Source organism: Tolypothrix sp. PCC 7712 (assembly GCF_025860405.1).
In the GTDB taxonomy this organism is placed as follows: Bacteria; Cyanobacteriota; Cyanobacteriia; order Cyanobacteriales; family Nostocaceae; genus Aulosira; species Aulosira diplosiphon.
The window spans coordinates 1,211,775-1,237,044 of sequence record NZ_CP063785.1 but is presented as its reverse complement, the minus strand read 5'-3'; the positions used below and the strand labels follow the sequence as shown (position 1 = coordinate 1,237,044).

General features: G+C 40.4%; 21 protein-coding genes and 1 tRNA gene. 16 read left to right on the top strand and 6 right to left on the bottom strand.

Translation table 11 applies throughout. The annotated features are described in order from the left end of the window. Nucleotides 1–382: 382 nt before the first annotated feature. Nucleotides 383–631: a Ycf34 family protein gene (locus HGR01_RS04880; RefSeq protein ID WP_045872539.1), complete on the bottom strand. Its 249-nt coding sequence runs from the start codon at nucleotides 629–631 to the stop codon at nucleotides 383–385. Nucleotides 632–718: 87 nt separating this feature from the next. Here HGR01_RS04880 and HGR01_RS04875 point away from each other — a divergent pair, with 87 nt between their 5' ends. The 9 genes from HGR01_RS04875 to ftsH2 all read left to right on the top strand — a co-directional run bounded on the left by HGR01_RS04875 (nucleotide 719) and on the right by ftsH2 (nucleotide 14,279). Next, nucleotides 719–2,002: a CCA tRNA nucleotidyltransferase gene (locus HGR01_RS04875; RefSeq protein ID WP_045872540.1), complete on the top strand. Its 1,284-nt coding sequence runs from the start codon at nucleotides 719–721 to the stop codon at nucleotides 2,000–2,002. Between the two features lie 373 nt (nucleotides 2,003–2,375). Next, on the top strand, nucleotides 2,376–3,551 hold the full coding sequence (locus tag HGR01_RS04870) for an esterase-like activity of phytase family protein (RefSeq protein WP_045872541.1): 1,176 nt from the start codon (nucleotides 2,376–2,378) through the stop codon (nucleotides 3,549–3,551). Nucleotides 3,552–4,161: 610 nt separating this feature from the next. Next, nucleotides 4,162–5,778, top strand: a complete 1,617-nt coding sequence (locus tag HGR01_RS04865) for a serine/threonine protein kinase (RefSeq protein ID WP_045872542.1) — start codon at nucleotides 4,162–4,164, stop codon at nucleotides 5,776–5,778. Between the two features lie 200 nt (nucleotides 5,779–5,978). Continuing rightward, nucleotides 5,979–7,529 carry a serine/threonine protein kinase gene (locus HGR01_RS04860; protein ID WP_045872543.1) on the top strand — a complete coding sequence of 517 codons (1,551 nt, stop codon included), beginning with the start codon at nucleotides 5,979–5,981 and terminating at the stop codon, nucleotides 7,527–7,529. Between the two features lie 248 nt (nucleotides 7,530–7,777). Further along, a tRNA-Asp gene (locus HGR01_RS04855) sits at nucleotides 7,778–7,851 on the top strand. A 228-nt stretch (nucleotides 7,852–8,079) separates the two neighbouring features. Beyond that, entirely contained in the window at nucleotides 8,080–9,312 is a 1,233-nt protein-coding gene (locus tag HGR01_RS04850; RefSeq protein WP_045872723.1) for an RNA-guided endonuclease InsQ/TnpB family protein, read from the top strand. Between the two features lie 50 nt (nucleotides 9,313–9,362). Continuing rightward, nucleotides 9,363–10,805: a glutamate--tRNA ligase gene (gltX, locus tag HGR01_RS04845; protein ID WP_045872544.1), complete on the top strand. Its 1,443-nt coding sequence runs from the start codon at nucleotides 9,363–9,365 to the stop codon at nucleotides 10,803–10,805. A gap of 383 nt (nucleotides 10,806–11,188) precedes the next feature. Beyond that, a complete protein-coding gene (locus tag HGR01_RS04840) occupies nucleotides 11,189–11,683 on the top strand; it encodes a hypothetical protein (protein WP_045872545.1) in 495 nt (164 codons plus the stop codon). Nucleotides 11,684–12,392: 709 nt separating this feature from the next. Further along, nucleotides 12,393–14,279 (top strand): ATP-dependent zinc metalloprotease FtsH2, encoded by a 1,887-nt coding sequence (gene ftsH2 / locus HGR01_RS04835; RefSeq protein ID WP_045872546.1) that lies wholly within the window; start codon nucleotides 12,393–12,395, stop codon nucleotides 14,277–14,279. An 82-nt stretch (nucleotides 14,280–14,361) separates the two neighbouring features. On the opposite strand, the gene HGR01_RS04830 is transcribed toward ftsH2, so the two are convergent. Together HGR01_RS04830 and HGR01_RS04825 are read right to left on the bottom strand one after the other, a co-directional pair. Further along, nucleotides 14,362–14,742: a helix-turn-helix domain-containing protein gene (locus tag HGR01_RS04830; protein ID WP_045872547.1), complete on the bottom strand. Its 381-nt coding sequence runs from the start codon at nucleotides 14,740–14,742 to the stop codon at nucleotides 14,362–14,364. Nucleotides 14,743–14,759: 17 nt separating this feature from the next. After that, on the bottom strand, nucleotides 14,760–15,053 hold the full coding sequence (locus HGR01_RS04825; protein WP_045872548.1) for a type II toxin-antitoxin system HigB family toxin: 294 nt from the start codon (nucleotides 15,051–15,053) through the stop codon (nucleotides 14,760–14,762). Between the two features lie 220 nt (nucleotides 15,054–15,273). Between HGR01_RS04825 and recR the strand changes: the two genes are divergently transcribed. The 4 genes from recR to HGR01_RS04805 all read left to right on the top strand — a co-directional run bounded on the left by recR (nucleotide 15,274) and on the right by HGR01_RS04805 (nucleotide 19,345). After that, the gene (recR, locus tag HGR01_RS04820) at nucleotides 15,274–15,831 is read left to right on the top strand and encodes a recombination mediator RecR (protein WP_045872549.1); all 558 of its coding nucleotides are present in this window, start codon (nucleotides 15,274–15,276) and stop codon (nucleotides 15,829–15,831) included. 107 nt (nucleotides 15,832–15,938) lie between these two features. Beyond that, nucleotides 15,939–16,154, top strand: coding sequence for a hypothetical protein (locus HGR01_RS04815; RefSeq protein WP_045872550.1), 216 nt, complete (start codon nucleotides 15,939–15,941; stop codon nucleotides 16,152–16,154). A 71-nt stretch (nucleotides 16,155–16,225) separates the two neighbouring features. Then, nucleotides 16,226–17,056, top strand: coding sequence for a hypothetical protein (locus HGR01_RS04810; protein WP_045872551.1), 831 nt, complete (start codon nucleotides 16,226–16,228; stop codon nucleotides 17,054–17,056). 567 nt (nucleotides 17,057–17,623) lie between these two features. Further along, nucleotides 17,624–19,345, top strand: coding sequence for an IS1634 family transposase (locus HGR01_RS04805; RefSeq protein ID WP_045871079.1), 1,722 nt, complete (start codon nucleotides 17,624–17,626; stop codon nucleotides 19,343–19,345). Between the two features lie 142 nt (nucleotides 19,346–19,487). Here HGR01_RS04805 and HGR01_RS04800 read toward each other — a convergent pair whose 3' ends face one another. From HGR01_RS04800 to HGR01_RS04790, 3 genes are all read right to left on the bottom strand, one after another. Next, the gene (locus HGR01_RS04800; protein WP_194007866.1) at nucleotides 19,488–19,811 is read right to left on the bottom strand and encodes a hypothetical protein; all 324 of its coding nucleotides are present in this window, start codon (nucleotides 19,809–19,811) and stop codon (nucleotides 19,488–19,490) included. A 759-nt stretch (nucleotides 19,812–20,570) separates the two neighbouring features. Beyond that, complete coding sequence (gene gorA, locus HGR01_RS04795; protein ID WP_045872553.1) at nucleotides 20,571–21,923, bottom strand: glutathione-disulfide reductase; 1,353 nt, start codon at nucleotides 21,921–21,923, stop codon at nucleotides 20,571–20,573. 338 nt (nucleotides 21,924–22,261) lie between these two features. After that, a complete protein-coding gene (locus HGR01_RS04790) occupies nucleotides 22,262–22,834 on the bottom strand; it encodes a peroxiredoxin (RefSeq protein ID WP_045872554.1) in 573 nt (190 codons plus the stop codon). A gap of 219 nt (nucleotides 22,835–23,053) precedes the next feature. Here HGR01_RS04790 and HGR01_RS04785 point away from each other — a divergent pair, with 219 nt between their 5' ends. From HGR01_RS04785 to HGR01_RS04775, 3 genes are all read left to right on the top strand, one after another. Further along, the gene (locus tag HGR01_RS04785) at nucleotides 23,054–23,470 is read left to right on the top strand and encodes a Fur family transcriptional regulator (RefSeq protein WP_045872555.1); all 417 of its coding nucleotides are present in this window, start codon (nucleotides 23,054–23,056) and stop codon (nucleotides 23,468–23,470) included. 133 nt (nucleotides 23,471–23,603) lie between these two features. Continuing rightward, nucleotides 23,604–24,092, top strand: coding sequence for a pentapeptide repeat-containing protein (locus tag HGR01_RS04780; protein ID WP_045872556.1), 489 nt, complete (start codon nucleotides 23,604–23,606; stop codon nucleotides 24,090–24,092). After that, nucleotides 24,089–25,246: a 5-(carboxyamino)imidazole ribonucleotide synthase gene (locus HGR01_RS04775; protein ID WP_045872557.1), complete on the top strand. Its 1,158-nt coding sequence runs from the start codon at nucleotides 24,089–24,091 to the stop codon at nucleotides 25,244–25,246. Before HGR01_RS04780 ends, HGR01_RS04775 begins: the two co-directional genes overlap by 4 nt. Nucleotides 25,247–25,270 lie beyond the last annotated feature (24 nt).

The window sequence follows — 25,270 nt, the reverse complement described above, 5'->3', positions numbered from 1 at the left end:
GAGAATCAGAGAGACGCGATTCATCGCGTCTGTACAAGAGTTTAGGGTCAAGATTTAAATAATAGAACCAATTATTTTACTAATTATTTTAAATGTGATGATAATTCACACTTAAAAGCAGGGGTACAATAACTTGCGCCCCTACCATAAATTTGACCCTAGACTCTTTTTGAAATCGCTATGTTTTATAACTTTAGAAAAAAGAGTATGACAAAGTCAACAAAATTTTAATTTTGAATTCTCACTAAACAGCAGCAGGTGGCTAGAATATCAAAACACTTTTTTATCATCATTCAATTTTGAATACTGCTCAGATTCTAGCTACTATGGAAAACTCTAAAAGTTATAGATTCAAAACTTTTGAATTTGAGCATAGCACCAATTACGTTGGTACTAATTCGCCTGGACGCAACTTCGCCCACTTACCAGTTTCTTGCTTAAAGCTGAGACAACCGACTACATCCCATTCCATTTCAATCACATCCTCTTTTGTGCGGATGTTGACATTGATTGAAGGCTCATTAGGATCAAAAGTGGGTGTTTCGGTCAAATGGGGCTGTTGGTGCTGCGCTTCGACGGCATGATATGTTAAACATCGGTCTACATAGTGGCAGTTGACGCAAATACACATAATAGAACCAACTCCAGGAACCTTTATTGTTAATCTAGCTTAAGACAAACTTATATTCATTAGTTGCTAGGTTGATTTTTATTAAACATGGATAATTCAGTTTCTTCTACCCTAGCTCCCGACACTTGGCCTTTTAGCCTATCATTACTGCCACAACCAGCATATATGGTAGGTGGTGCAGTCAGGGATGCGCTTTTAGGTAGAAGTCGTGAATACCTAGATTTAGATTTTGTCATCCCTACTGATGCGGTGAAAGTAGCAAGGGCGATCGCTCAACATTATCAAGCTGGTTTTGTCTTACTCGATCCCCAACGCCAAATTGCTCGTGTCGTATTTCCCAACGCTACCGTTGATATTGCCCAACAGGAAGGAGACTCTTTAGAAACCGATCTGCACAGAAGAGATTTTACAGTTAATGCGATCGCCTACGATCCCCATACCCAAGCAATCATCGACCCTCTACAAGGCGTAGCTGATTTACAGAAGCGTGTTTTACGCATGATCTCACCAGCTAATTTACAAGACGATCCCTTAAGATTAATGCGCGCCTACCGCCAAGCCGCCCAACTAGGTTTTAATATCGAACCCGCGACACAACAAGCAATTCGTACTTTAGCTGCACACATCACTACAGTAGCCGCAGAACGAGTCAGGGTAGAAGTTGGCTATTTGTTGGCAATACCTCAAGGTACGCAAGCGATCGCGATGGCTTGGGAAGATGGGGTACTAGCACCTTTCTTTAAAAACGCTACAGATGAAAGCTTTGCAAAAATCGCTGCTGTTGATACAGCCGCCGCTTACATAATACAAAATTGGCAGCCTTTAGGGGTGGAATTACAAGAGTACATCCGCGACACCATTAAAACTACATACTTAGGTATCGCCAAACTTGCTTGTCTCGTCCACCCCAATCCCGAAGCTGCGGAAATGGAGCTATTGCAACTAACCTACAGCCGTGCTGAAATTCACTCTGTCATTACAGCCCTGAGACTTCTCCAGAGGCTAAAAGCCACAAATATGTCTTTGAGAGAACAATATTTTTTCTTTCAGGAAGCAGGCAATGTATTTAGTACTGCTGTAGCGTTGTCCCTAGCTTGTGATAATCTGGTAGGGGCGATGTCTAGGGATAAACCACTTAGCGTTTACGCTCCTTTGATCAGCCGCTACCTAAACCCTGATGACCTGGTCGCTCATCCCTCTCCAATCGTGAGTGGGAAGGAGATTATTATAGCACTAAATCTCTCACCTTCGCCATTAATTGGGAAAATTCTTACAGAAATTGCGATCGCCCAAGCTGAGGGAAAAGTCTCTACACCAAAAGAGGCGATCGCCTTTGCCCAGCAGATAGTTACTAATTCACGAAATTACTGATACAAATTACTTCCTCTGCTCCTCTGCTCCCTCTGCTTGCCTATAGGGATAATTTTTTAATTGAAATGATATTATTGATCGCATTTTTCTGTGATTTCTGATTTTATAGTTGATTGCAGGAATATCAAATATAAAAAATCATCATATAAGTTTTCTTTTGCAGATAAAATGCACGCAACTCTGTATTTCATATACAGCAGTTTACAACTAAATGAGGTACATAAATAGGATAACTACTATTCTCACTACTGCTTCAAAACTAGTCAATTTGTACTTCATGCAAATGAAATATGCTGTATGTAGCAATTGCCTAGCGCAACAGATTGCAGCAGTTTATTATTAATGACGAATTACTTTAATCCTGGCAGTATTCATGAAATTTATCAGAAAAATCTTAACTTGGCGAAGAATTATTTATTTTACTATTCCTATACTTGTAATCATTTTCTTAGCCAGCAATTTTACGTGGGGGGCTGTCACAGTTAGTAGTATTGAGTTTATGGGAGAAGCAACAATCCCAAAGGGATTGCTTGTACAAAATACTCTAGTGGGAGGCTTATCTGGAATTACTTATGATGCCAACAATGATGTTTATTATGCTATATCTGATGACAGAGGCAATAAAGCTTCAGCACGATTTTATACTTTAAAAATTGACCTCAGTCAAGGTTCACTCAAAAACAATGGTGTTGCTACTATTGGTGTAACAACTCTGTTAAATGAGAATGGTGAAAAGTTCTCTCCAGGTACTAGCGATACAGAAGGTATTGCTTTAACTCACAAAAAAACTGTTTTCATCTCATCTGAAGGGGATTCTGGAGAATCCAGCAATCTTTTCATTAAAGAATTCTCATTGTCTAATGGTAAGGCGATCGCAACGCTACCTATACCAGACAAATTTTTACGCAATAAAAATAGTCAGCATGGTATCCGCAACAATTTGGCTTTTGAAAGCCTCACTATTACACCAGATAAAAATAAACTGTTTACAGCTACCGAAAATGCCCTAATGCAAGATGGGCCAGCTGCTCAACCTAATATCAGCACTCCCTGCCGGATTCTACAATATAACTTGCTCACCAAACAGCCAGAAAAGGAATTTTTATACCTCACGGAAGCAGTCTCACCCTTTTTAAATATTACTGGCAAGTTTGCTAGCGGCTTACCTGATTTAGTTGCTCTCGATAATCAAGGAACATTCCTGAGTTTAGAACGCTCTTTCACAGGCTTAGGATTTTCGATTCTCCTGTTTGAGATTTCTCTAGCAGGTGCTGATGATATTCATCATCTCGATAGCCTGTTGAATGTTCAGCAAAAAATCAAACCTGTGCAGAAAAAGCTACTGTTAGATTTGCGAGGTCTGAATGTATTGCTAGACAATATTGAAGGCTTAACTCTTGGCCCCATATTACCCGATGGGCAACGTGCTTTAATCTTGGTCAGCGATAACAATTTTAATGCGCTACAACGTACCCAAATATTAGCTTTTAAAGTGAAAATCGATTCACCCCTAATCAGGCTTTTGCGCCGTTTTATACCCAATTTCTAGCGCTAAATTAGAAAATACTTTTGTCAGCTTGATCTAGCTGCAGTAAAATTCCACTTAAGCGCTATTCCTGTATATCATTATGGGACAAAAATTTGTAGTCAGCACTTTAGAAACCGAAACTAAAGTTGTAGCTACGAATTTACTCTTGATTGGGGTTTGCAGAAACATCTAGTACAACAAGGCAAAAGTAACAAGGCAAAAGTAAAAAGAAAGAAAGAATGATGATTTTGTAAGCTTTACACTTGTTTTAAATGGGTGGCTTATTTCCGACGTGTTGTACTGGTAATATGCACACTACAAAAATTTCATTGCTTCCTGAAGATTCTTTGTACTTACGTGTAATTACTGAGGCAGCAATACAAAGCAATTATCATTATTTGCGGATTCAGTGTAATTTACCATACGTTTAGCTTCACAAATATGTTACACCATGTTTAAGAGTAATTGCACACAGATTTTCCGTAATTTTATTAAAAATTAACCAGGTTTTATTGTAAATTTTAGCTGGCATAATCAACTCTATAAAAATGTGAGTATCTTTTTAGATAAAATAAAGGCTGAAAAGGCACTTTATTAATAAGTATCTGGCTTTTTATTAATAAAAAATTTTATGTTAAATCCTATCCCTAATGTCGCTAATGTTAAAACTGAATTAGATGTTTATATTGGTAAACTCCTCAATAATCGCTATCTAATCAGAGATTTGATTGGCAAAGGCGGAATGGGTAGGGTTTACCTAGCAGAAGATGTTGCCAAAGGCGGAATGCCAGTAGCCGTAAAAATTCTATCCCTGAGCTTGGGTAGTCAGCAAATGACTCAACGCTTTGCTAGAGAAATTTTTATTGGCGCTCAATTAGGACGGAAAAGTAAAAATATTGTGAGGATGTTTAGCTATGGCGTAACTGAGGAAAATATTCCTTATTATGTCATGGAATATCTCCAAGGAAAAAACCTGAAACGCATTCTCAAAACTCAGACATTTTCAATCACAAAAGTTTTAGATATTTCCAATCAAATTTGTCTAGGTTTACAGTGTGCTCATCAAGGTATCATCCTCAAAGGAGAAAATTATCCGATTGTACATCGTGATATTAAGCCAGAAAATATTTTCATTATTGAAGATGGTAAAAAAGAGCCTCTGGTCAAAATTTTAGATTTTGGCATTGCTAAATTTTTAACAGAGCGCAGTGGGATGACTCTCACTGATTCATTTATTGGTAGTTTACCTTACTGTTCCCCAGAACACATGGAAGGGCGTAAACTCCTGGATGTGCGCTCTGATATTTACAGTTTAGGAATCTTGATGTTTGAAATGTTGACAGGAAAACATCCATTTCACACAACAAGTAACTCCTTTGGTATTTGGTATCAAGCTCATCACTTTCAAGCACCACCAGCATTTGCAGAGGTAAATTCGCAAGTCGTCATACCCGAGCAGTTACAAAAATTAGTGATGCGTTGTTTAGCGAAAGCAGTTAGCGATCGCCCACAAAATATTAAAGAAATATTAGAAATTTTAGAACAAGTCAAATCGGAAGTTGCACTGGCTTCTAATAGTAGTACTGAGCGGGTAGAAAGTAATCCAATATTACAGATAGTACCTCTGACATCATTCACAGAAAAAGAGTGTTTACAGAAAACCTGGCCGAAAAATCGGCCAATTGCGACCATAGGTTTTCCTAGTTTATTACATACATTACAAGGAACTGTACCCACCTTTTGGGCAATGTTACCCCAACAAGAAATTAACAAATTTTTCAAGAAATCTCATGGCACTGAATTTATTGCCAAAATCAATGTTTATCCCATGATTTTATGGAGTACTTTACTATACAATACTCAAAACTCTCAAGCTAAATGGCTATCATGTTTTTTAGATATGAAAGATAATAAAGGTCAAAAAATCCTGCGTAGTTTAGCAGAAACAGGATTTTATCATTTATTATTCTTTCCTTTAGAAGAACCGCACAAATGCACTAAGGTAATGACTTTAACTCTTAATGCTAACCAACGTCAGCAATTACTAGATTGGTTAGGTAGCAGTCAAAACGCCAATGAATTTATTTCTGCTAAACAAGCAAAAATTATTTTAAAGGCAGATTACGAACGTTTAAAATCTAGCATTCTCCGGAAAATGGTAGCTAATTTACCAAAGAACGATGATAATCTTAAATCTAAAATCATGAAATTATTTTATACCTTTTTTCAGATGATATTGCGCCGTTAAGTCTGGATAAAAAGGGTTGATTGACTAGAGTTAGAGAACAGCATTTATCTTGTGAATGAATAGCTGGAAAATAGACATTATTTGTGAGAAGTCAGATAAAAACCTTAAAGGATAGATAGCCGGAATTATATACATATATTGAAAATTGTTAGTTAAAATGCTCATTATTAATTTTGGTGAGTATTTAAGAGGTTATAAAAGTGAATCAAAGCTCATCAGCGTCTCCCGATAGTAAAGGGTTACTTGCCAATCGGTATCAACTGATCAAGTTAATTGGCACAGGAGGTATGGGCAAAGTTTTTTTAGCGAATGATGTTTTATTAGGAGGAACACCAGTCGCTATCAAGTTTCTAGCTCAAACTGTTTTAAACCCAAAGTTGCAAAAAGATTTTGCACGAGAAGCAATGGTGAGCGCAGCTTTGAGCCAAAAAAGTATACATATCGTCAAGGCTTATGATTATGGCGTAAGTGAACAAGGTTACCCCTTTTACGTCATGGAATATTTATCGGGAAAATCTTTAAAAAAATTCATACCGATGAACTTGCCAATGTTTATGAATCTGACTCGTCAGATTTGTTTAGGCTTACAGTGCGCCCATCAAGGGATGAATATAGAAGGTAAGATTTATCCCCTTGTGCATAGAGATATTAAGCCAGCAAATATTTTAGTAATGCCCGACCCTATATTAGATTATTTAGCAAAAATCTTAGATTTTGGCATTGCTAAATTTGTCAATTCTGTATCAACGCTTAGTACAAATATAGGATTTCATGGCACTTTACCCTATTGCTCACCAGAGCAGTTAGAAGGGGACGAATTAGATAGCCGCTCTGATATTTATAGCCTAGGTGTGATGATGTTTGAAATGCTCACAGGTAAAAAACCTTGGGAACCAGAAACCGATCACTTTGGTGCTTGGTATAAAGCACATCACTTTGAGCCACCAAGAGCGATCGCAGAAGTTAAACCAGAACTGCAATTCCCCAAAGAACTCAATGATTTAATTATGGCTTGTTTGGCAAAAGCTCCACGCGATCGCCCGCAAAGTAGCACCCAACTGCTGCAAGTTTTGGAAACTATCAATCGCACTTACTATCTGAATTGGCCTGCAAATAAGAGTTCCATGAAAGTGGGTAGTCGTATGCCATCTGAATCAGTCAATGGCAATAATTCTCATATTGCTACAAAATCTGATTTACCTGTGGCTGTAGAACAAATTTTTTGGCAAGCAATTTGGCCGCCAAACAAACCGATTCAGGAAATTGTGTTTCCGCGACTTTTAGATACCGAAAAAGACTCTATAGCCTCCCTATGGCTGATGTTACCCAAAGCAGATATTCAAAAGCGTTCCCATTCTATCCGTTACAACCAGTTTCTCTTCATCAAACTTCCTCATCCCATGCTGCTGTGGCTAACAGTTCTGTATAACAAGCAACTAGGGCCGAAGTGGCTACCCTGCTACCTCGATATGCAAGAACCGCAAAATCAAAAAATGGTGTATTCCTTAGCCAGCAATGAACGCTACCCGTTAATTTTATTTACCCTAGAAGCGCCTAATCTTTGTACTAGCGTTATGAGCAGTTACATTAATGACACTCAGCGACAAACGTTGAAAACTTGGCTAGAACAGAGCAAAACCTTACCACCCTCATCTCAAGCGCATTTGAGTAAAAACCTCTTAAAGCAACAGTACAAGCAAATGCAATCCCAGATTCAGGAGCATTTAGCTTCAATGCCATCTGTCGGCTGAGGGACTTCTAACTGAAAAAATAAGCAGAGGAAACAGAGGAAGCCAGTGCGTTGCGGAGGACAGTTGCGTGGGCGGGTTTCCCGACTTGAGCAAACTGTCCGTTGAGCTTCCCTCCATTGTAGCAACTGGCGTGAGCAGAGGGAGCAGAGGAGGAAGAAGACAATTCTGGTCTTCTCTTTGAAATTTCCTCCGCCAAATTGCTTGACAACTTAAAAAAAAATTTGCATAATAGCAAAGTCGGTAATCAAGGGACTGTAGTTCAATTGGTTAGAGCACCGCCCTGTCACGGCGGAAGTTGCGGGTTCGAGCCCCGTCAGTCCCGTTCTAACGAAAGATTCATAAATGCTGAACACTCGGTAAACTGAGGTAAAGGCAACTAATTATCAACATTTACCTCTGCAAAGCACTGGCTCCTCAGTGCTGGTTATCAGGACGTTCATTGAAAACCTTGTGGCTTTAGCCCTGTTTACGCCTCATTCACTCTTTCTATGCCTTGGTATACTTATGCTTTTTATGTTAGCATAAGTATGTGGTAAATTGGTCGATGCCCATGATTGTTTACGAGTTCAAAGTCAAGGCAAAAGACCAACAATATCAGGCGATAGACGAAGCAATTCGTACTAGCCAGTTCATTCAAAATATGTGCTTACGCTACTGGATGGACAACAAAGATTCAAAAGTAGATAAGTACGCATTGAATAAATACTGCGCTGTATTAGCTGCCGAATTCCCCTTTGCTGATGAACTCAATTCAATGGCTAGGCAGTCTGCGGCTGAACGTTCTTGGAGTGCGATAGCTAGGTTTTACGATAACTGCAAGAAAAAGGTTAAAGGTAAAAAGGGGTTTCCAAAGTTCAAGAAAAACTGCCGTTCAGTGGAATATAAATCAACTGGATGGAAGCTTTCTCAAACTCGAAAGGCTATCACCTTTTCAGACAACAAAGGTATTGGAACTCTGAAATTAAAGGGAACCTATGACCTTAATTACTATGACATCAAGCAAATTAAACGGGTGCGCTTAGTACGCCGTGCTGATGGATATTATGCCCAATTTGCGATTGATGTTAACGTCAAAATCGCAACTCAACCCACAAATCAAATAGTGGGTATTGATTTGGGTTTGAAGTACTTCATTGCTGATAATCAAGGCAATGTAGAACCTTCCCCCCAGTGTTACCGGAAATCAGAAAAACAACTCAATCGTGCCAACCGCAAGAAGTCGAAGAAGTTCAGTAGAGATAAAAAGAAATCTCTTCAAAGACAATCAAACAATTACCACAAAGCTAGAAAGCGATATGCCCGGAAGCATTTAAGGGTAAGTAGGCAACGAAAAGAGTATTGCAAGAAGTTGGCATACTCCGTTATCCAATCTCACGATTTGGTAGCCTACGAAGATTTAAATGTGAAAGGGTTGGTTAAAAATCGACATCTAGCTAAATCTATTTCTGATGCTGGCTGGTACACTTTCCGTAGTTGGTTAGAGTATTTTGGACACAAATATGGAAAGGTGACTATTGCAGTCCCTCCCCACAATACAAGCCAAAACTGCTCTAACTGTGGCAAGAAAGTGAAAAAATCTCTGTCTACTAGGACTCATGTTTGTCCTCATTGCGGATACGCAGAAGATAGGGATGTCAACGCAGCAATCAACATTTTGAGACTAGGACTCAGTACGGTAGGGCATACCGGAACTTACGCTACAGGAGATTTGCCCTCTTGGGCAGTTGGCGCAAGCCTGCTGTCTAACGGCGAGTCGTTGAATGTAGAATCCCCTCGCCTTTAGGCAGAGGGGAGTGTCAAAGTGATCATGCTTTGCTAAAGAGAGAAAGAACTGTGACTGTTAGAGTCCGTATTGCTCCAAGTCCAACTGGAAATCTACATATTGGTACAGCTAGAACGGCTGTATTTAATTGGCTATTTGCTCGCCACCACGGTGGGAAATTTATCCTGCGAATTGAAGACACAGACCTAGAGCGATCGCGTCCTGAATACACAGAGAATATTCTTGAAGGGTTGCGCTGGTTAGGGCTGAACTGGGATGAAGGCCCATTTTTTCAATCTCAACGCCTGGATCTCTATAAACAAGCAGTAGAAAAACTGCTAGCACAAGGTTTAGCCTATCGCTGCTATACCACCAGTGAAGAACTAGAGGCTTTACGGGAAGCCCAAAAAGCCAAAGGGGAAGCACCACGTTATGACAACCGTCACCGCAATCTCACCCCAGAACAAGAAGCTGCTTTCAAAGCGGAAGGACGTAGCTTTGTCATTCGCTTCAAAATCGAAGACGACCGAGAAATTGTTTGGGACGATTTAGTCCGAGGAAAAATGTCTTGGCGGGGTAGCGATTTGGGTGGTGATATGGTGATCGCCCGTGCTTCCGAAGATGGTGTTGGTCAACCACTGTATAACTTTGTGGTTGTAGTGGATGACATTGATATGCAAATCACCCATGTAATTCGGGGAGAAGACCACATCGCCAACACCGCCAAGCAAATTCTCCTTTATGAAGCTATGGGGGCAAAAATTCCCCAATTCGCCCACTCACCGCTAATTTTAAATATGGAAGGGCGGAAGCTTTCCAAGCGAGATGGTGTAACTTCAATTTCCGACTTTCAGCAATTAGGTTTCACTTCCGAAGGCTTAGTGAATTACATGACTTTATTGGGTTGGTCACCACCAGACTCTACTCAAGAAATCTTCACTTTAGAAGCAGCAGCCAAAGAATTCAGCTTTGAGCGTGTTAATAAAGCAGGTGCAAAGTTTGACTGGGCGAAATTGGATTGGTTAAACAGCCAGTACATCCATAATATGCCAGTCAGCCAGCTCACAGATTTACTCATCCCTTATTGGGAAGCAGCAGGCTTTAACTTTGATGGGGGACGCGATCGCGCTTGGTTAGAGCAATTAGTAGCTTTACTTGGGCCAAGTTTAACTCGCCTCAAAGATGCTGTCGCTCAGAGCCAACTGTTTTTTACTGAGACAGTTGAATTTAGCGAAGAAGCCAGTAAACAGTTGCAACAAGAAGGTTCTGCGGCTGTTCTACAAGGAATTCTTGCAGCTTTAGAAACTCAAGAATTGCAAGAAGCTACCGCCCAAGAGATTATTAAGCAAGTGGTAAAAGCCCAAAATGTCAAGAAAGGCTTAGTAATGCGATCGCTCCGCGCTGCTTTAACCGGAGATGTTCATGGCCCAGACTTGATTCAATCCTGGCTATTACTCCACAAAATTGGTTCAGATCGCCCCCGTTTGAGTAAAGCGATCGCAGCAAGCAGTTAGCTCAGAGTCTTTGACAATATTTTAGATTTTTAGAGGCGTACTCAAGTGCGCCTCTATTCATAATATAAGCAGTCGCAGGTATTGGGGAACTCGGGGCCCCCACGACCGCAGGGAGTGGGGATTAGGGGTAATAGGGATTGGGGACTGGGTAATGGGTAATTGGGAATGGGACAAATACCCAACACCATACTAGTAGTCTGTCAACCCAAAAATGTTAGGTGGAGGTTGGGTAAAGCTTAAAGGGAAAAGGGTAAGGGACAAAAACCTTTCCCCTTTACCCCGCCAAGTTACCTTCGCGTACTACTAGTTAATTCTTCTATTTTTGGGAACTTTACGTGTAAAATTCATGTCATTAACTCCACTTAGACAACCATGTGATTAAAATGCCGAAAAGAGTTCTTAACAAAGGAATAAGATTATCATTAATGGTGGTTACACTCTTAGTCACATCGGTCACTCATGCTGGAGCAGATGTGCCACAAACACCACCAATATTTGGAGATATCTCCATCGGTAAGAATTTTTCTCCTGACCCCTTCACCGTTCGGGGTATGAGTGGCGGTTCAGTTCCAAGTAACCAAGTAGCAAAGCGAACTGAAACTGCAACTGGGCCATGTACTGGATTTGTTGATGAAACACCAGACCATAAATTAGAAATCACTACTAAATTGGATTACTTGAAGCTACTAGTGCAAAGTCCTGAAGATACTACACTCATAGTCAAAGGCCCTGGTGGTACATGGTGCAATGACGAGTTTGATGGTAAAAATCCTGGGATGGTTGGTGAATGGCTCCCAGGAACTTATCAGATTTGGGTGGGTTCTTATGTGAAAGGCAAATATTTTCCTTATACTCTCCAAATTAGTGAAGTGAAATAATGAAACAGTGCTGAGGAGCCACTGCGTTGGACGGGTTTCCCGGCTTAAAGCAAGTGGCGTTGCTAAGTTCTGAGTTCTGAGTAAAAATTCTCATTGAAACTTTCATGCATGGTTTGTGAAATTTTTCATTGGGACTGGTTCCTACCTCAAAACCAGTCATGTATCTCGTGCTGTAGGTTGCGCGCAGTGCTCTTCGGTAGTTGCAGCCGACAATACATTAGCTTTAGCTAAAGAATTTCATAATCTAAAATCGAGCATCCACAATAGGATAGAGGGGTAGAGGCACAGCAATAGCTCAGGGAGCATAGATTTGATAACGCTTCCTCACGCTGATGTTCCTCAAATCTCGTTTTGCTGTGGAGCTATTATGTATTAAAATTAAGTTAACTTTAATTAAGATTCGTGTCGTCGCTCTAGATTTGCTGTAAAGACCTTATAGTTCTAGGACGCTGCACACAAAACATCAAATTCATCAAAATGGATTTATTAAGAGTCCGTTTCACAGCTAGCTAGCAACCAAGAAAGGATGGATGATTACAAAGAAGTTTTGAATTCTAGGATGACGCGCCCTCTAGCTAGTGCTGCAGGGTCAGTTAGTTTGAAAATTTTTATACTTTTTACTTCCATATCATCCTAAATTTAGCAGGGTGATTGATCTATTTGGTTGCTAAAGCTGATTAGTTGTATTGGCATTTAGAGGCAGATTAAAATGAAACTTTCTTGGAAAGTCCTATTACTGTGGACATTGCCTGCTTTGGTAATTGGCTTCTTCTTCTGGCAAGGGGCATTTGCTGGCGCTCCTGCTGACATGACGAAGAATGCAGCTAATACGCGCATGACCTATGGACGCTTTCTAGAATATTTGGATGCTAATCGCGTCAGTAGTGTAGATCTCTATGAAGGTGGTAGGACAGCGATTATCGAAGCCGTAGATCCAGATATTGAAAATCGTATTCAACGCTGGCGAGTGGATCTGCCTGTTAACGCACCTGAGTTAATTAGCAAGCTGAAAGATAAAGGAATTAGTTTTGATGCCCACCCCATGCGGAATGATGGGGCTATTTGGGGCCTTTTAGGCAATCTTGTTTTTCCCATTATATTGATTGCGGGTCTGTTCTTTTTGTTCCGTCGCTCTAGCAACCTCCCAGGCGGGCCAGGTCAAGCAATGAACTTCGGCAAATCAAGAGCGCGTTTTCAAATGGAAGCCAAAACTGGCGTGAAGTTTGACGACGTAGCAGGTATTGAAGAAGCCAAAGAAGAATTGCAAGAAGTTGTTACCTTCTTAAAACAGCCAGAAAGATTTACTGCTGTAGGCGCAAGAATTCCCAAAGGTGTGCTGTTAGTTGGCCCTCCAGGAACTGGTAAAACTTTACTCGCAAAAGCGATCGCTGGTGAAGCTGGTGTACCTTTCTTCAGTATTTCTGGTTCAGAATTCGTAGAAATGTTTGTAGGTGTAGGTGCGTCTCGTGTACGTGACCTATTTAAAAAAGCCAAAGACAATGCCCCTTGTATCATCTTTATCGATGAAATTGATGCCGTAGGTAGACAACGGGGTGCTGGTATCGGTGGTGGTAACGATGAGCGCGAACAAACCCTCAACCAGCTACTCACCGAAATGGATGGTTTTGAAGGTAACACAGGCATCATTATTATTGCTGCCACCAACCGTCCTGACGTATTAGACTCAGCATTATTACGTCCCGGACGCTTTGACCGTCAAGTAACAGTCGATGCACCGGATATTAAAGGACGTTTGGAAATCTTACAAGTCCACGCCCGCAATAAAAAACTTGACCCTAGTGTATCCTTAGATGCGATCGCTCGCCGCACACCTGGATTTACAGGTGCAGATTTAGCCAACTTACTCAACGAAGCGGCTATTCTCACCGCCAGAAGACGCAAAGAAGGCATTACCATCACCGAAATTGATGACGCGGTGGATCGGGTAGTTGCAGGGATGGAAGGTACTCCCTTGGTTGACAGCAAGAGCAAGCGCTTAATTGCTTACCACGAAGTAGGACACGCCTTGGTGGGAACCGTCTTAAAAGACCATGACCCAGTACAGAAAGTTACCCTGATTCCTCGCGGACAAGCACAGGGTTTAACTTGGTTTACACCCAACGAAGAACAAGGATTAATTACTCGTTCTCAACTAAAAGCCCGGATTACTGGTGCTTTAGGTGGACGTGCTGCTGAAGAAGTCATTTTTGGTGCTGCGGAAGTTACCACTGGTGCAGGTGGCGACTTACAACAGTTGTCCGGAATGGCTAGACAAATGGTAACCAGATTCGGGATGTCTGATTTAGGCCCCCTATCTTTGGAAAGCCAACAAGGTGAAGTATTTTTAGGTCGTGACTGGACAACTCGATCTGAATATTCCGAAGCGATCGCTTCTCGGATCGATGCTCAAGTCAGAGCGATCGTAGAAGAATGCTACGCACAAGCTAAGAAAATCATTCGTGAAAATCGTAGCGTCACCGACCGTTTAGTTGATCTGTTGATCGAAAAAGAAACAATTGACGGCGCTGAATTTCGGCAAATTGTGGCTGAGTACACTCATGTTCCAGAAAAGCCTCAGTATGCACCTCAGCTATAATTCAGTAATTAAAAATTATTGAAATAGATGGGTATGGTAACAACACCATACCCATTTTTATTGGCTGAAATAGTTGCAGCTTTCAAGCCGATTTTTCCATCAGAGGATAAGGTTGGATTAACACCTCCGCCGGAATGCCTAGTTGCTGATGCAAAAGACGAATCATATCCAAAGTCAGAGGCTGCTGTCGGTTCAGAATCTCTGCAACTTGTACCTGAGTACCAATTACTCGTTCTAAATCATGCTCGGACAATCCTCGGGATTCGAGATAATATAAAATCGCCTCAATAGGATCTGGTGCTGCGATCGGGTAATGCCGTTGCTCGTATGCTTCTACAAGTGTAGTTAAAACTTCTAAGCGGTCATACTCTGGTGTATTTAGGTCTGCATCAAACAATCTTTCAATTTCTGCCAGCGCCGCACGATAATCAGCTTCATTTCGGATGGGATGGAGTTCAAGCATATATTAATATTATTGCCTCAAATACTTGTCGCATCTACGTTATCGTATTCTTTATGCGTTCCAATAAAACGAATAAAAATAATTTGAATCTCATAACGAATATGGACAATCAAGCGGTAATCATTGCCTTTGATGTTAAAGACAACACGGTTATTGGCAAGAATACTGGCATTACGATAGATGCTTTTGATAGCAGCAGGGCTATCCCATTCAGCACGAGATGCCTCATCAAACCAAGCTTTTAATGGCTGTTCTGCATCTGGATATGCTTCCCAGAACTTTCTTAAAGTGCTGCGGGCAATGATTCTCATAATGAGATTATAATCACTCCAACTATGAACAGTAAATTTTTTAAAGCATCATAAATTACATTTATGCATCAGGTAATTTCTTACTTAATTTTTTAGACAGTTAGCGATTCGGGAATCATCCATCCAAAATGTTGTAAGAATGTCATCATAGTTAAGGTAAAAACATTCTGGAGATAAAGCCACGGTTTACGCACGTCCTTTAGCACGGTTAATCGAGCAACTGCAACGCCTACCGGGAGTTGGGCCCAAGTCAGCCCAGCGATTGGCTTTGCATATTCTGAAGCGGCCAGAAACGGAAGTAGAAGCTTTAGCACAAGCCCTGATTGATGCGAAAAAACAGGTAGGTTTATGTTCTGTCTGCTTTCATTTATCTGCTGAACCAGTTTGTGAAATCTGCCGCAACCCTAACCGCGAGCAAAATACTATATGTGTGGTAGCAGATTCCCGTGATGTGATTGCACTGGAAAAAACCCGCGAGTACAAAGGTAAGTATCACGTTCTAGGTGGGGTGATTTCGCCAATGGATGGAATTGGCCCAGAACAGCTAACCGTCCAGGCTTTGGTGCGGCGAGTCAGTCAACAAAAACCCCAGGAAGTGATTTTGGCAATCAGTCCCAGTGTGGAAGGGGAAACCACAACATTATATATTGGTCAGTTATTGAAACCTTTCACGAAGGTGACGCGGATTGCCTTTGGTTTGCCTGTGGGCGGTGATTTAGAGTACGCCGACGAGGTAACTTTGGCGAGAGCCTTGGAAGGCCGCAGAGAATTAGATTAGCAGCAGTTTTCGCCAAGCAAAATCTACTCAGAAGAAAAATAGAAAGTGTAAAGGTGCGATCGCTCTGAATAAAAGCGATCACACTCACTAATTTTTAGACACAACCCATGAACAACCAAGACAATCCACAAAATTTTAGTCCACAAGAAAGACCCTGTTTTATCTGTGGTTCACAAAATTTTGTTTGGGGTCGCGCTGTAGGCGAATCACCAAGTACTTGGGTATATTTCCTGGCATCGAATGCTACATGGGGAGAAGGCGAAAAACTGCACGCCCGTAAATGCCTTAATTGCTATAATGTGCAGCTTTTTGTTGAGGATTGAGCTGGGAAAGTCCGTAAAAGCCAATTTTTAGGATGTATATATTATCAGTTCTCTTCTCTGCCACCAAGCCAATGTACAACAACTACAATCAGTCTTCTTTTCCTCACCCTGGTTCGCTGTCAATCTGGCGGGGAAATTATTTCAACTATGTAGTACCAAATAATTGGCGAGTGGTTGAGGATGGTCAATTTGCTGTTGTTCTGGTTTCTCCAGACAATGCTGCTTTGACGATTATGGTGGGAAATTCGGGACTACCTGTAAACTACAACCCTTGGCAGTTTGTTTATGAGAAGTTGTTAGCAATGCAACCTTACGACCTGCGGATTGGTCAACCCCGCCCAGCGCCACCGATTGCTGGATGTTCAGTGGCTTATGAGTTTGATTGCACATACTTCTCTAATGGTATTCCCTACCAAGGTCTAGCCAAATGCAGCGTGGCATATAGTTACAACATCTGTACTATGGTAATGACTTGTGCCGCATCGCACCAATCACAGTGGGCTAATTATGCTTCATGGTTGCCACAGGTAGCATTTCAGGTTTCAGCAACTAATGGGGCGGCTTTTGGAATGCAAGGAATCATGGCGCAAAATCTAGATATTTCGCAGACTGAAGGGCAAAGATATCAGGAATACCGCGAATGGTCTCAACGGACTTGGGACGAAGTCAGAGGTCAAAGAAATGAATCTATAGATCGTCAAAACTTCCAGTTTCGTGAAAACCTGGGTAATGTCACAACTTGGACAAACTCTTATGGTTATCCAACCGTCGAGTTACCAAACAACTACAACTACTATTGGATCAATCGTCAAGGGCAAATATATGGTACTAATAACAGTACCGAAAATCCTAACTTTGGCTCAACTCAAGATTGGGTAAGGATGAATCGCTATTTACCCTAAACATTATTAGATTTGGTCTCATTTTTTAACTCTTGCAAGTAGCAAACTAACTTTTGCGACTAGCAAACTAACTTTTTGACTCGTTTATCAACGTCAAAACTCTTAGGACAGATTATTAACGCAATAAATCAATATTATAATTATTTAATCGTTTAATTTGCCTATTTTCGCAGTTTTATATCACATTATTGCACTTTTTTGGATTTCTAACTTAAACGGTCAACTCCCAATACTTGTCGGTTAAGGGGAAAAGGGGAAGGGTAAAAGGGGCAAGAAAAAACCTTTAACCCTTACCCTTTCACCTTTTCCCCAAACCAAATTCCGAGTTGAAAATCCTTAACCGAGCAGTATTGGGTCAACTCCTATTAAATAACTCCACGGATCAATTTGGGGGCTGTCTTTCCAGTCAACCGTCAACTGTCAGCATTAACTATCCATCTGAGGATATGTGAATGAAAATATAGCTATTTAATTACTCCCGGTTCGCTCATTTTTTTCTGAGTTAGCCAAAAAAGTATACCTCTAGATATATTCCAAAAAGAACTAAGTAGGTATAAGTTCGGGTTTATGGAATTTGAACCCAGAATTACAAACGAACGAGTTGATGATATACCCCTACTGCTAACACAACTGGAGCAGATGGGAGTAGAACAACTAATCGATAAACATTTTCCATGTCACGGAAACTGGCAAGGATTAAATCTAGGTAGTGTGGTGGTAATATGGTTAACACACATATTATCGCAAGCAGATCACCGTTTGAACCACGTTCAAGGTTGGGTGAGTAAGCGGTTAGAAACGTTAAAAAGCTTTACGGAAGAATCTTTACGCTCGCTCGATTTGGCAGATGACCGTTTGCAAGCAGTATTACGTTACCTATCTATAGATGCAAACTGGTTTTCATTTGAGTCGGAACTAGGAAGTAGTTTGCTACGGGTGTACGATATTATCCCAGAACAGGTACGTTTAGATAGTACAACGGCTTCAAGTCATTGTGGAGTTAACCCAGAAGGCTTATTTCAATGGGGTCATAGCAAAGACAATCGTCCGGATTTGGCGCAAGTGAAAATAATGCTATCGACATTAGACCCATTAGGAATGCCAATAGCGACGGAAATATTGTCAGGAGAAAAAGCAGATGACCCATTATATATTCCAGCAATAGATAAAGTACGTTCAACAATAAAAAAGTCAGAATTGTTATATATTGGTGACTGTAAAATGTCATCAATAAAGACAAGAACTCATATAGTATTGGGCGGAGATTTTTACTTATGTCCTTTAACAGCCAAGCAAGTATCTAACGAAGAACTAAGCAAATATCTCCAACCAGTTTGGGATGGTCAACAAGAACTAACAATTATAGATTACGAATATGCAGATGCCAAAACCAAAAATATAGCGGATGGCTTTGAAATAGAGATTATCCATGAAATAGAGATTGATGGGCAAGAAATCTCTTGGTCGGAAAGACAATTAATTGTGCGCTCATTTGCGATTCAAAAAACAGCAGAAAAACATCTACGTGAACGAATACAGAAAACAGTAGATGCTCTAGAAAAACTTAAAGTGCCTCGACGTGGCAAGAAAAAGCTCACTTCACACTTTGAATGGTTAGAAACATGTGAAGCTATTTTCAACAGATATCAAACAAGTGGATTATTTCAAGTTGACATTCAAACAAAAAGAGTTAAAAAAGTTCAAAAAAGATACCGAGACCGCAAAGCTAGAATAGTAGAAGAACTATGGTTTGACATGAGTTTTAAGATTGACGATTCCGCAGTTCAACACCAAATTCAAATGTTAGGCTGGCGGGTTTACGTTACAAATAAAAATCCAAATGAATTTGGTTTAAAACAAGCAGTTCGTGCCTATAGAGATGAGTACTTAATGGAACGAGGATTTGCGAGGCTGAAAAACTTTCCTCTTTCATTGACTCCGATATATTTACAACGTGAAGACCATATTACTGGTTTAATAAGACTACTGTCTATTGGTTTGCGAGTTTTAAACCTTTTAGAATTCCAGGTTCGCCACAATCTAGAAAAAGAGAAAGAAAAACTTGCGGGTCTTTATGTTGGCAATCCGAAGCGCGAAACTACAAGACCTAGCGCAGAAATAATTCTGGCTGCATTTAAAGAGATTACACTGCTGTTGATTGAGGTGAAAAACGAAATTTATGCTCACTTGACCGCTCTTTCACCTTTGCAGAAGCGTATTCTTGCTTTACTGGGCTTTTCCATCAGTATTTACACTCAACTTGATGGTCAATCTTTTACTCCTGAGTAGTCTTTCTTCTAACTTCCAAAAAAATGGGCGAACTGGGAGTAATTAGCTAAAGAACAAATAAAAAACTGCTCTTGCTGAAGGGATAGTCAAGAGCAGTTTGAAAATATTAAGCCTAATAATTAGTGAGACCCAAACTCTAAATTTAGGCATCTTCAAGTTCTAATTGCGCCACAGTAACAGCGTTAAAAGCAAAAGCTAATACCAAAGGCATAGGACATTTTAAGAAAACAGTAGACAAGACCGCTACAACTGTGCCAAGAATTGCTGATATTGACCACAGCTTTTCTTCCTTAGTCTGTCCCTTTTCGGCTTTAATCAGTCTCAGCACGTCAGTGGGTATTGGTTCTGGCATTACGCAGCCAGGAGGAAAAGCCCAAAAGTTATCACGGCGCTCAACAAATAAATCTGTCCAGCCATTTTCTAGGCACCATGCCTCAATCCATTCAATTGCGTAATGATTCATCATCAGGTTTGCTAGTAGGAATTGTGAAATCTGTGTAGTTTTGTGAATAAAAACTCTTAGTTATAGTTGAGAGCAGCTATTTGAAGGTTATAAGCTTAAGGTATTTCTCCACTAAAAATAAAGCTTTATCAAGCATTTGAGAACTATATATAAATAAACTCAAACAACGCTTAACTTGATTACAAGACTAACAGCCTAATGAGGCTGGTTAAATCAAAAGTCAATAAACTTAACTTACAAACCAAGAGGTAAACTATTGTAAACAAAAATCTGAGCATTTACTCAAATCTAAAATAGTCATAAAACAAATATATATACTAAAGCAAAATAAAAACTAAATATTAAAAATCAAGAATTGTAAACGATAAATATCGGGGTTGAATAACTTTATTACTCCTTGCTGGTAGGTTATATTTTCTGTTTATACATTCCATAATGCTGGCGTTATTTACTTCTGCCATCCCCTCATAGTCTGACTTACAGGAAGGTTCAGAAAAATATAACTAATGGATAATTGGCAGGTTTAGGAGCAACAGACTTCTTGTATAAGTCGGGAAAAGTTTTGTGTTTTCCCTTTCCCCTTTTTCCATCTCTTGCAAAAATGCTTTTTGCAAGAGGTTTAATGTGTAATGAAAAAAGAACAAATACAGCAGCTTGCAATTTAGTAAACTACTGATAAATTTTAGGGCGCACATCTGTACGCCCTAACTGTGTACTTCATTAAGCTGGAAGAAGCTGAAGAAATGATTTTGCCTGACACTCTTATCTCATAGTGACGAATTCTTCCGCCGAACTGGGGTGAATTCCCACTGTTGCATCGAAATCGGCTTTTTTCGCACCCATTTTCACAGCGATCGCCACGCCTTGGATAATCTCAGCCGCATAATCACCTACCATGTGTGCGCCTAAAACGCGATCGCTTTCTTGATCGACAATCAGCTTCATCAAGGTTTTTTCTTCTTTCCCTGCTAGGGTGTAGTACATAGGACGGAAACGACTGCGATAAACTTGAATGCGATCGCTACCATATTTCTCAATGGCTTCTGCTTCCGTTAACCCTACTGTCGCCGCTTCAGGATTTGTAAAAACCGCTGTGGGAATATTTTCATAACTCATCACGCGAGATTTCCCACCAAAGACGGTATCAGCAAAGGCTCGTCCTTCATTAATTGCTACAGGAGTGAGTTGCAATTTATTAGTACAATCACCGACAGCATAAATATTCTCTTCGGCTGTGCGACTGTAGCTATCAACTAAAATCATTCCTGTTTCATCGACTGTGACACCAGTATTTTCTAAACCAATGTTATCAGTATTAGGTTTACGTCCCAACGCTGCCAAACTAATCGCGTCTGCTAAGATATTTTCTTCTTTATCTGTTTTCAGTTTGATATTGACACCAGTATCAGTTTTTGTGATTTCTAAAATCTCGGCATTATTAATAATCTTAATGCCGTGACGAATCATCCCCTCTTGAATTTCTGTCCGTAAATCTTCATCGAAGCCACGCAAAATCTTATCGTGGCGAATCACCTGAATAACTTCTGCACCTAAACCATTCAATATACAAGCAAATTCCGAGCCAATATACCCACCACCAAGTAATACTACTCGTTGAGGTTGGGGATTCATCGTAAATAAATCATCAGAAATTAATGCATGTTCAATCCCAGGAATATCAGGACGAATTGGCATAGCTCCAACAGCAATCAATATTTTATCGGCAGTAACTTTAGTATCACCAATTTCCACAGTATGATTATCAACAAATTTTGCCCGACCCTGATATACCTGCACTTTGGAATTATCTAACATCCGTTGGTAGATACCATTCAGTCGTGTTACTTCATTATTCACACGGTTAATCATATCTTCCCAATTCAGGGAACTTTGTACAGGACTCCAACCATACCCTTGTGATTCTTCAAAAAGGCTAGGAAAACGAGCAGCATAAACCATTAATTTTTTCGGTACGCAACCACGAGTTACGCAAGTACCACCAAGTCTATCAAACTCTGCAATACCAACTCTTGCACCATATTCCGCTGCACGCCGCGCAGTAGCAATCCCACCTGAACCCGCACCAATCACAAATAAATCAAAATCGTAAGTCATATCACTTCGCTCCTAATTCAAAATTAATTACTACATTGATAAATATTTGACTTAAATTACTATTGTTTGAGTTTTAATAAATTTACGTATAACTTAATTTCAGTTATGAATGAAACAGGCAAAGGAAGTAATTTTGATTTAACTTCCCTTGCCTAAAAACCAACAATTGCAGAAACAATTAACGATATAAGATTTAACCTTTGACTGATGACTGATTAATTGGCTATTCAATTTTTGTTTTGGACTCTGGGTTCAATTCAAAATCTAAAATCCGTCTTGAAAAGTTTGCTAAGGAGGGAAACCCTCCTTACAACTTTCTGCAAAATCCAAAATTCTACCTAGCCTACAAATGCTAACCGAGGTGCAACTTCTTTAACTCTTTCTACACCTTTGAGGTAAGCCAAAACTGTATCTGCATCAGATACTTCAAAAGGATCGGTGGCGCAGTTGTCTTCAAAGCCTGGTTCAACGAACATCTTTTCAATGTGTCCATTGTTGACAACCATTGCATACCGCCAAGACCGCATCCCGAAGCCGATGTTAGACTTATCTATTAACATTCCCATCTTGCGAGTGAATTCTCCGTTACCATCGGGTAACAATAACACGTTTTTCGCTCCTTGTTGTTTACCCCATTGGAACATTACAAACGCATCATTTACGGAAAGACAAATAATTTGATCGACACCTAAAGCTGTGAATTGATCGTACAGTTCTTCATAACGGGGTAGGTGGGTAGAAGAACAAGTAGGTGTAAACGCCCCAGGTAAAGCAAATAAGACTACTTTTTTCCCGCCAAAAATTTCTTCAGTTGTCCGGTCTTGCCAACGGTAAGGATTAGGGCCAGATACGGACTCATCCCGAACACGAGTTTTGAATACAACATCGGGAACGCGAGTAATAGCAGTCATAAATACCTCTTTGTTAGATGGAATAATTAAACTTTTGTGTGAGCTTGAATATTTTGCTGTGGTCGCTTACCACTTGTATATCAGAATAATTCTGATTTAATAATTAGTAAATAGTTAGAAATACTTATTTTTTTGAGTTTTTTTCTTTAAAAACGAATTATTAGAGTAGAAAAGTTATATTATAGTTATAGGCGAATTTACTTTATTCAAGTACATCCTATGCAGCAACTAGCTGATGAGATTATTAAGATACTGAAGAGTAAAGGATTGCGAGTCACGCCTCAGAGGTTCGCAGTCTATGCAAACCTGCGGGAAAGACAAGACCACCCCACCGTTGAGCAAATTTTGACGGATTTAAATAAAGATGTACCCACTTCATCACAAGCCACGGTATATGCAGCGTTGCAAGCATTGCGTGAGGTAGGTTTAGTGCGAGAAGTGCTATTAGAAGAGGGTGTTTCTCGCTACGATGCCAATGTGACAAAGCATCATCATTTTCGCTGCACCAACTGTCGCACCATAGAAGATATTGAATGGGATACTTTCGGTAACATTGATCTAAGCCACCTGCGCCCAGGGTTAAAAGCCGAAAAACTAGAGGTGATAGTTCAGGGAATTTGCGATCGCTGTCAATAAATATAGAGCAGAGGAAGCAAAGGAGAAATTCCCATTACCAATTACCAATTACCAATTACCAATTACCCATTCCCCATTCCCCAAACTCTAAATGCGATAAGCTAAAATACACCGACTAGATGAGCTAGTAAATATGTTTTGGCGGCAAAGCTTGGCATTAATTTTGGGGATAATGGTATTCTTCATTGCTCCTCCTGCACTGGCAGACTGGACTCATCCGCTGTCATTTAGCAATGCACAGTTAACAAGGCATGATTTTTCGGGAGAGAGTTTGCAAGCCACAGAGTTTTCTAATGCCAATTTAGAATTGGCTAACTTTACGGGTGCTGATTTGCGGGGTGCAGTTCTGAGTGCTTCGGTAATGACAAAAGCAAACCTGCACGGGGCTGATTTAACAAATGCAATGGTGGATCAGGTAAACTTAACTGGATCTGATTTAAGCGATACAGTTCTCAAAGAAGCCCTCTTGTTACGTGCAATTTTTACTGATGTGAACATTAGTAATGCAGATTTCACGGATGCAGTTTTAGATAAGGCCCAAATTAAAGAACTTTGCGCCACAGCCAGTGGTGTTAATTCTAAAACAGGTGTGCAAACCCGAGATTCTCTAGGATGTCAATGAAGCTTGTTGGTATAATCGGTGGCGGGCAACTCGCCTGGATGATGGGAGATGCAGCAAAAAAGTTAGGTGTAGATTTGCTGGTGCAAACTCCAAGTAAAAATGATCCCGCTGTGAGTATTGCTCAGGAAGCAGTTTTTGCCCCAGTTGATGATGCTGCTAGTACAGCAGTGTTAGCGCAAAAGAGCGATGTCATCACCTTTGAAAACGAATTTGTCAACCTCGATGCTTTATCTACCCTAGAAAACCAAGGTGTTTGTTTCCGTCCTCGATTAGCAGCTTTAGCTCCACTTTTGGATAAATATCATCAGCGCTGCTATTTACAAGAATTAGGCTTACCTGTTCCCAAGTTTTTTGCTCTTGACGACGATTTCAATACTGTCCAAGAAAATCTCCAATCTAAAATTGAACATTTGGGTTTTCCTGTAGTTGTCAAATCTCGTCGTCACGGGTATGACGGTCAAGGCACGTTTATCATTAAGGATGGGGCTAGTTTGCAGCAAAAGCTAACTCCCAATCCATCACTCTTTTTAATAGAAGAATTTGTACCCTTTGAGCGAGAGTTAGCAATCATCGCAGCTCGTTCTGTAGATGGCGAAGTTGTGACATATCCAGTTGTGGAAACCCAACAAGAACAACAGGTTTGTCGCCGAGTGATTGCGCCAGCAGAGATTACGTCCAATCAAGCAGCAGAAATAGAAGCGATCGCTCATACTTTATTAAATAGCCTACAAGCAGTAGGAGTTTTTGGGATAGAACTATTTCTCACCCCAGATGGTACAGTCTTAGTCAATGAAATTGCCCCGCGTACCCATAATTCTGGGCATTTTTCCCTAGATGCTTGTGAAACATCCCAATTTGAACAACATCTGAGAGCCGTTTGTGGTTTGGCTTTAGGGAATACCGCCATCAAAACCCCTAGCGCTGTAATGGTAAACCTGCTAGGTTACGAAACTTCTCAAAGCGACTACCAAAGCAAACGCCAGAAAATCGCAGAAATTCCCCAATCTTACATTCATTGGTACGGCAAGACAGAATCTCGTCCTGGGCGTAAGCTAGGACACGTCACCGTTTTGCTAGATAGTCAAAACCGCGACGATGCGATCGCGATCGCCCACACCATAGAATCCATCTGGTATCCCAGTGAATTTTTCTAGAAAATTTTTCTATTGAACACACAA

Excerpts from the sequence above, each read along its gene's own strand:
- HGR01_RS04800 (WP_194007866.1), bottom strand. The coding sequence starts at position 19,811 with ATGATGAATCATTACGCAATTGAATGGATTGAGGCATGGTGCCTAGAA.
- HGR01_RS04875 (WP_045872540.1), top strand. The coding sequence starts at position 719 with ATGGATAATTCAGTTTCTTCTACCCTAGCTCCCGACACTTGGCCTTTT.
- HGR01_RS04810 (WP_045872551.1), top strand. The coding sequence starts at position 16,226 with ATGTACAACAACTACAATCAGTCTTCTTTTCCTCACCCTGGTTCGCTG.
- HGR01_RS04870 (WP_045872541.1), top strand. The coding sequence starts at position 2,376 with ATGAAATTTATCAGAAAAATCTTAACTTGGCGAAGAATTATTTATTTT.
- HGR01_RS04815 (WP_045872550.1), top strand. The coding sequence starts at position 15,939 with ATGAACAACCAAGACAATCCACAAAATTTTAGTCCACAAGAAAGACCC.
- HGR01_RS04805 (WP_045871079.1), top strand. The coding sequence starts at position 17,624 with ATGGAATTTGAACCCAGAATTACAAACGAACGAGTTGATGATATACCC.
- HGR01_RS04785 (WP_045872555.1), top strand. The coding sequence starts at position 23,054 with ATGCAGCAACTAGCTGATGAGATTATTAAGATACTGAAGAGTAAAGGA.
- HGR01_RS04830 (WP_045872547.1), bottom strand. The coding sequence starts at position 14,742 with ATGCTTGAACTCCATCCCATCCGAAATGAAGCTGATTATCGTGCGGCG.
- ftsH2 (WP_045872546.1), top strand. The coding sequence starts at position 12,393 with ATGAAACTTTCTTGGAAAGTCCTATTACTGTGGACATTGCCTGCTTTG.
- HGR01_RS04825 (WP_045872548.1), bottom strand. The coding sequence starts at position 15,053 with ATGAGAATCATTGCCCGCAGCACTTTAAGAAAGTTCTGGGAAGCATAT.
- HGR01_RS04840 (WP_045872545.1), top strand. The coding sequence starts at position 11,189 with ATGCCGAAAAGAGTTCTTAACAAAGGAATAAGATTATCATTAATGGTG.
- HGR01_RS04865 (WP_045872542.1), top strand. The coding sequence starts at position 4,162 with ATGTTAAATCCTATCCCTAATGTCGCTAATGTTAAAACTGAATTAGAT.
- gorA (WP_045872553.1), bottom strand. The coding sequence starts at position 21,923 with ATGACTTACGATTTTGATTTATTTGTGATTGGTGCGGGTTCAGGTGGG.
- HGR01_RS04880 (WP_045872539.1), bottom strand. The coding sequence starts at position 631 with ATGTGTATTTGCGTCAACTGCCACTATGTAGACCGATGTTTAACATAT.
- HGR01_RS04790 (WP_045872554.1), bottom strand. The coding sequence starts at position 22,834 with ATGACTGCTATTACTCGCGTTCCCGATGTTGTATTCAAAACTCGTGTT.
- HGR01_RS04775 (WP_045872557.1), top strand. The coding sequence starts at position 24,089 with ATGAAGCTTGTTGGTATAATCGGTGGCGGGCAACTCGCCTGGATGATG.
- HGR01_RS04850 (WP_045872723.1), top strand. The coding sequence starts at position 8,080 with ATGATTGTTTACGAGTTCAAAGTCAAGGCAAAAGACCAACAATATCAG.
- HGR01_RS04780 (WP_045872556.1), top strand. The coding sequence starts at position 23,604 with ATGTTTTGGCGGCAAAGCTTGGCATTAATTTTGGGGATAATGGTATTC.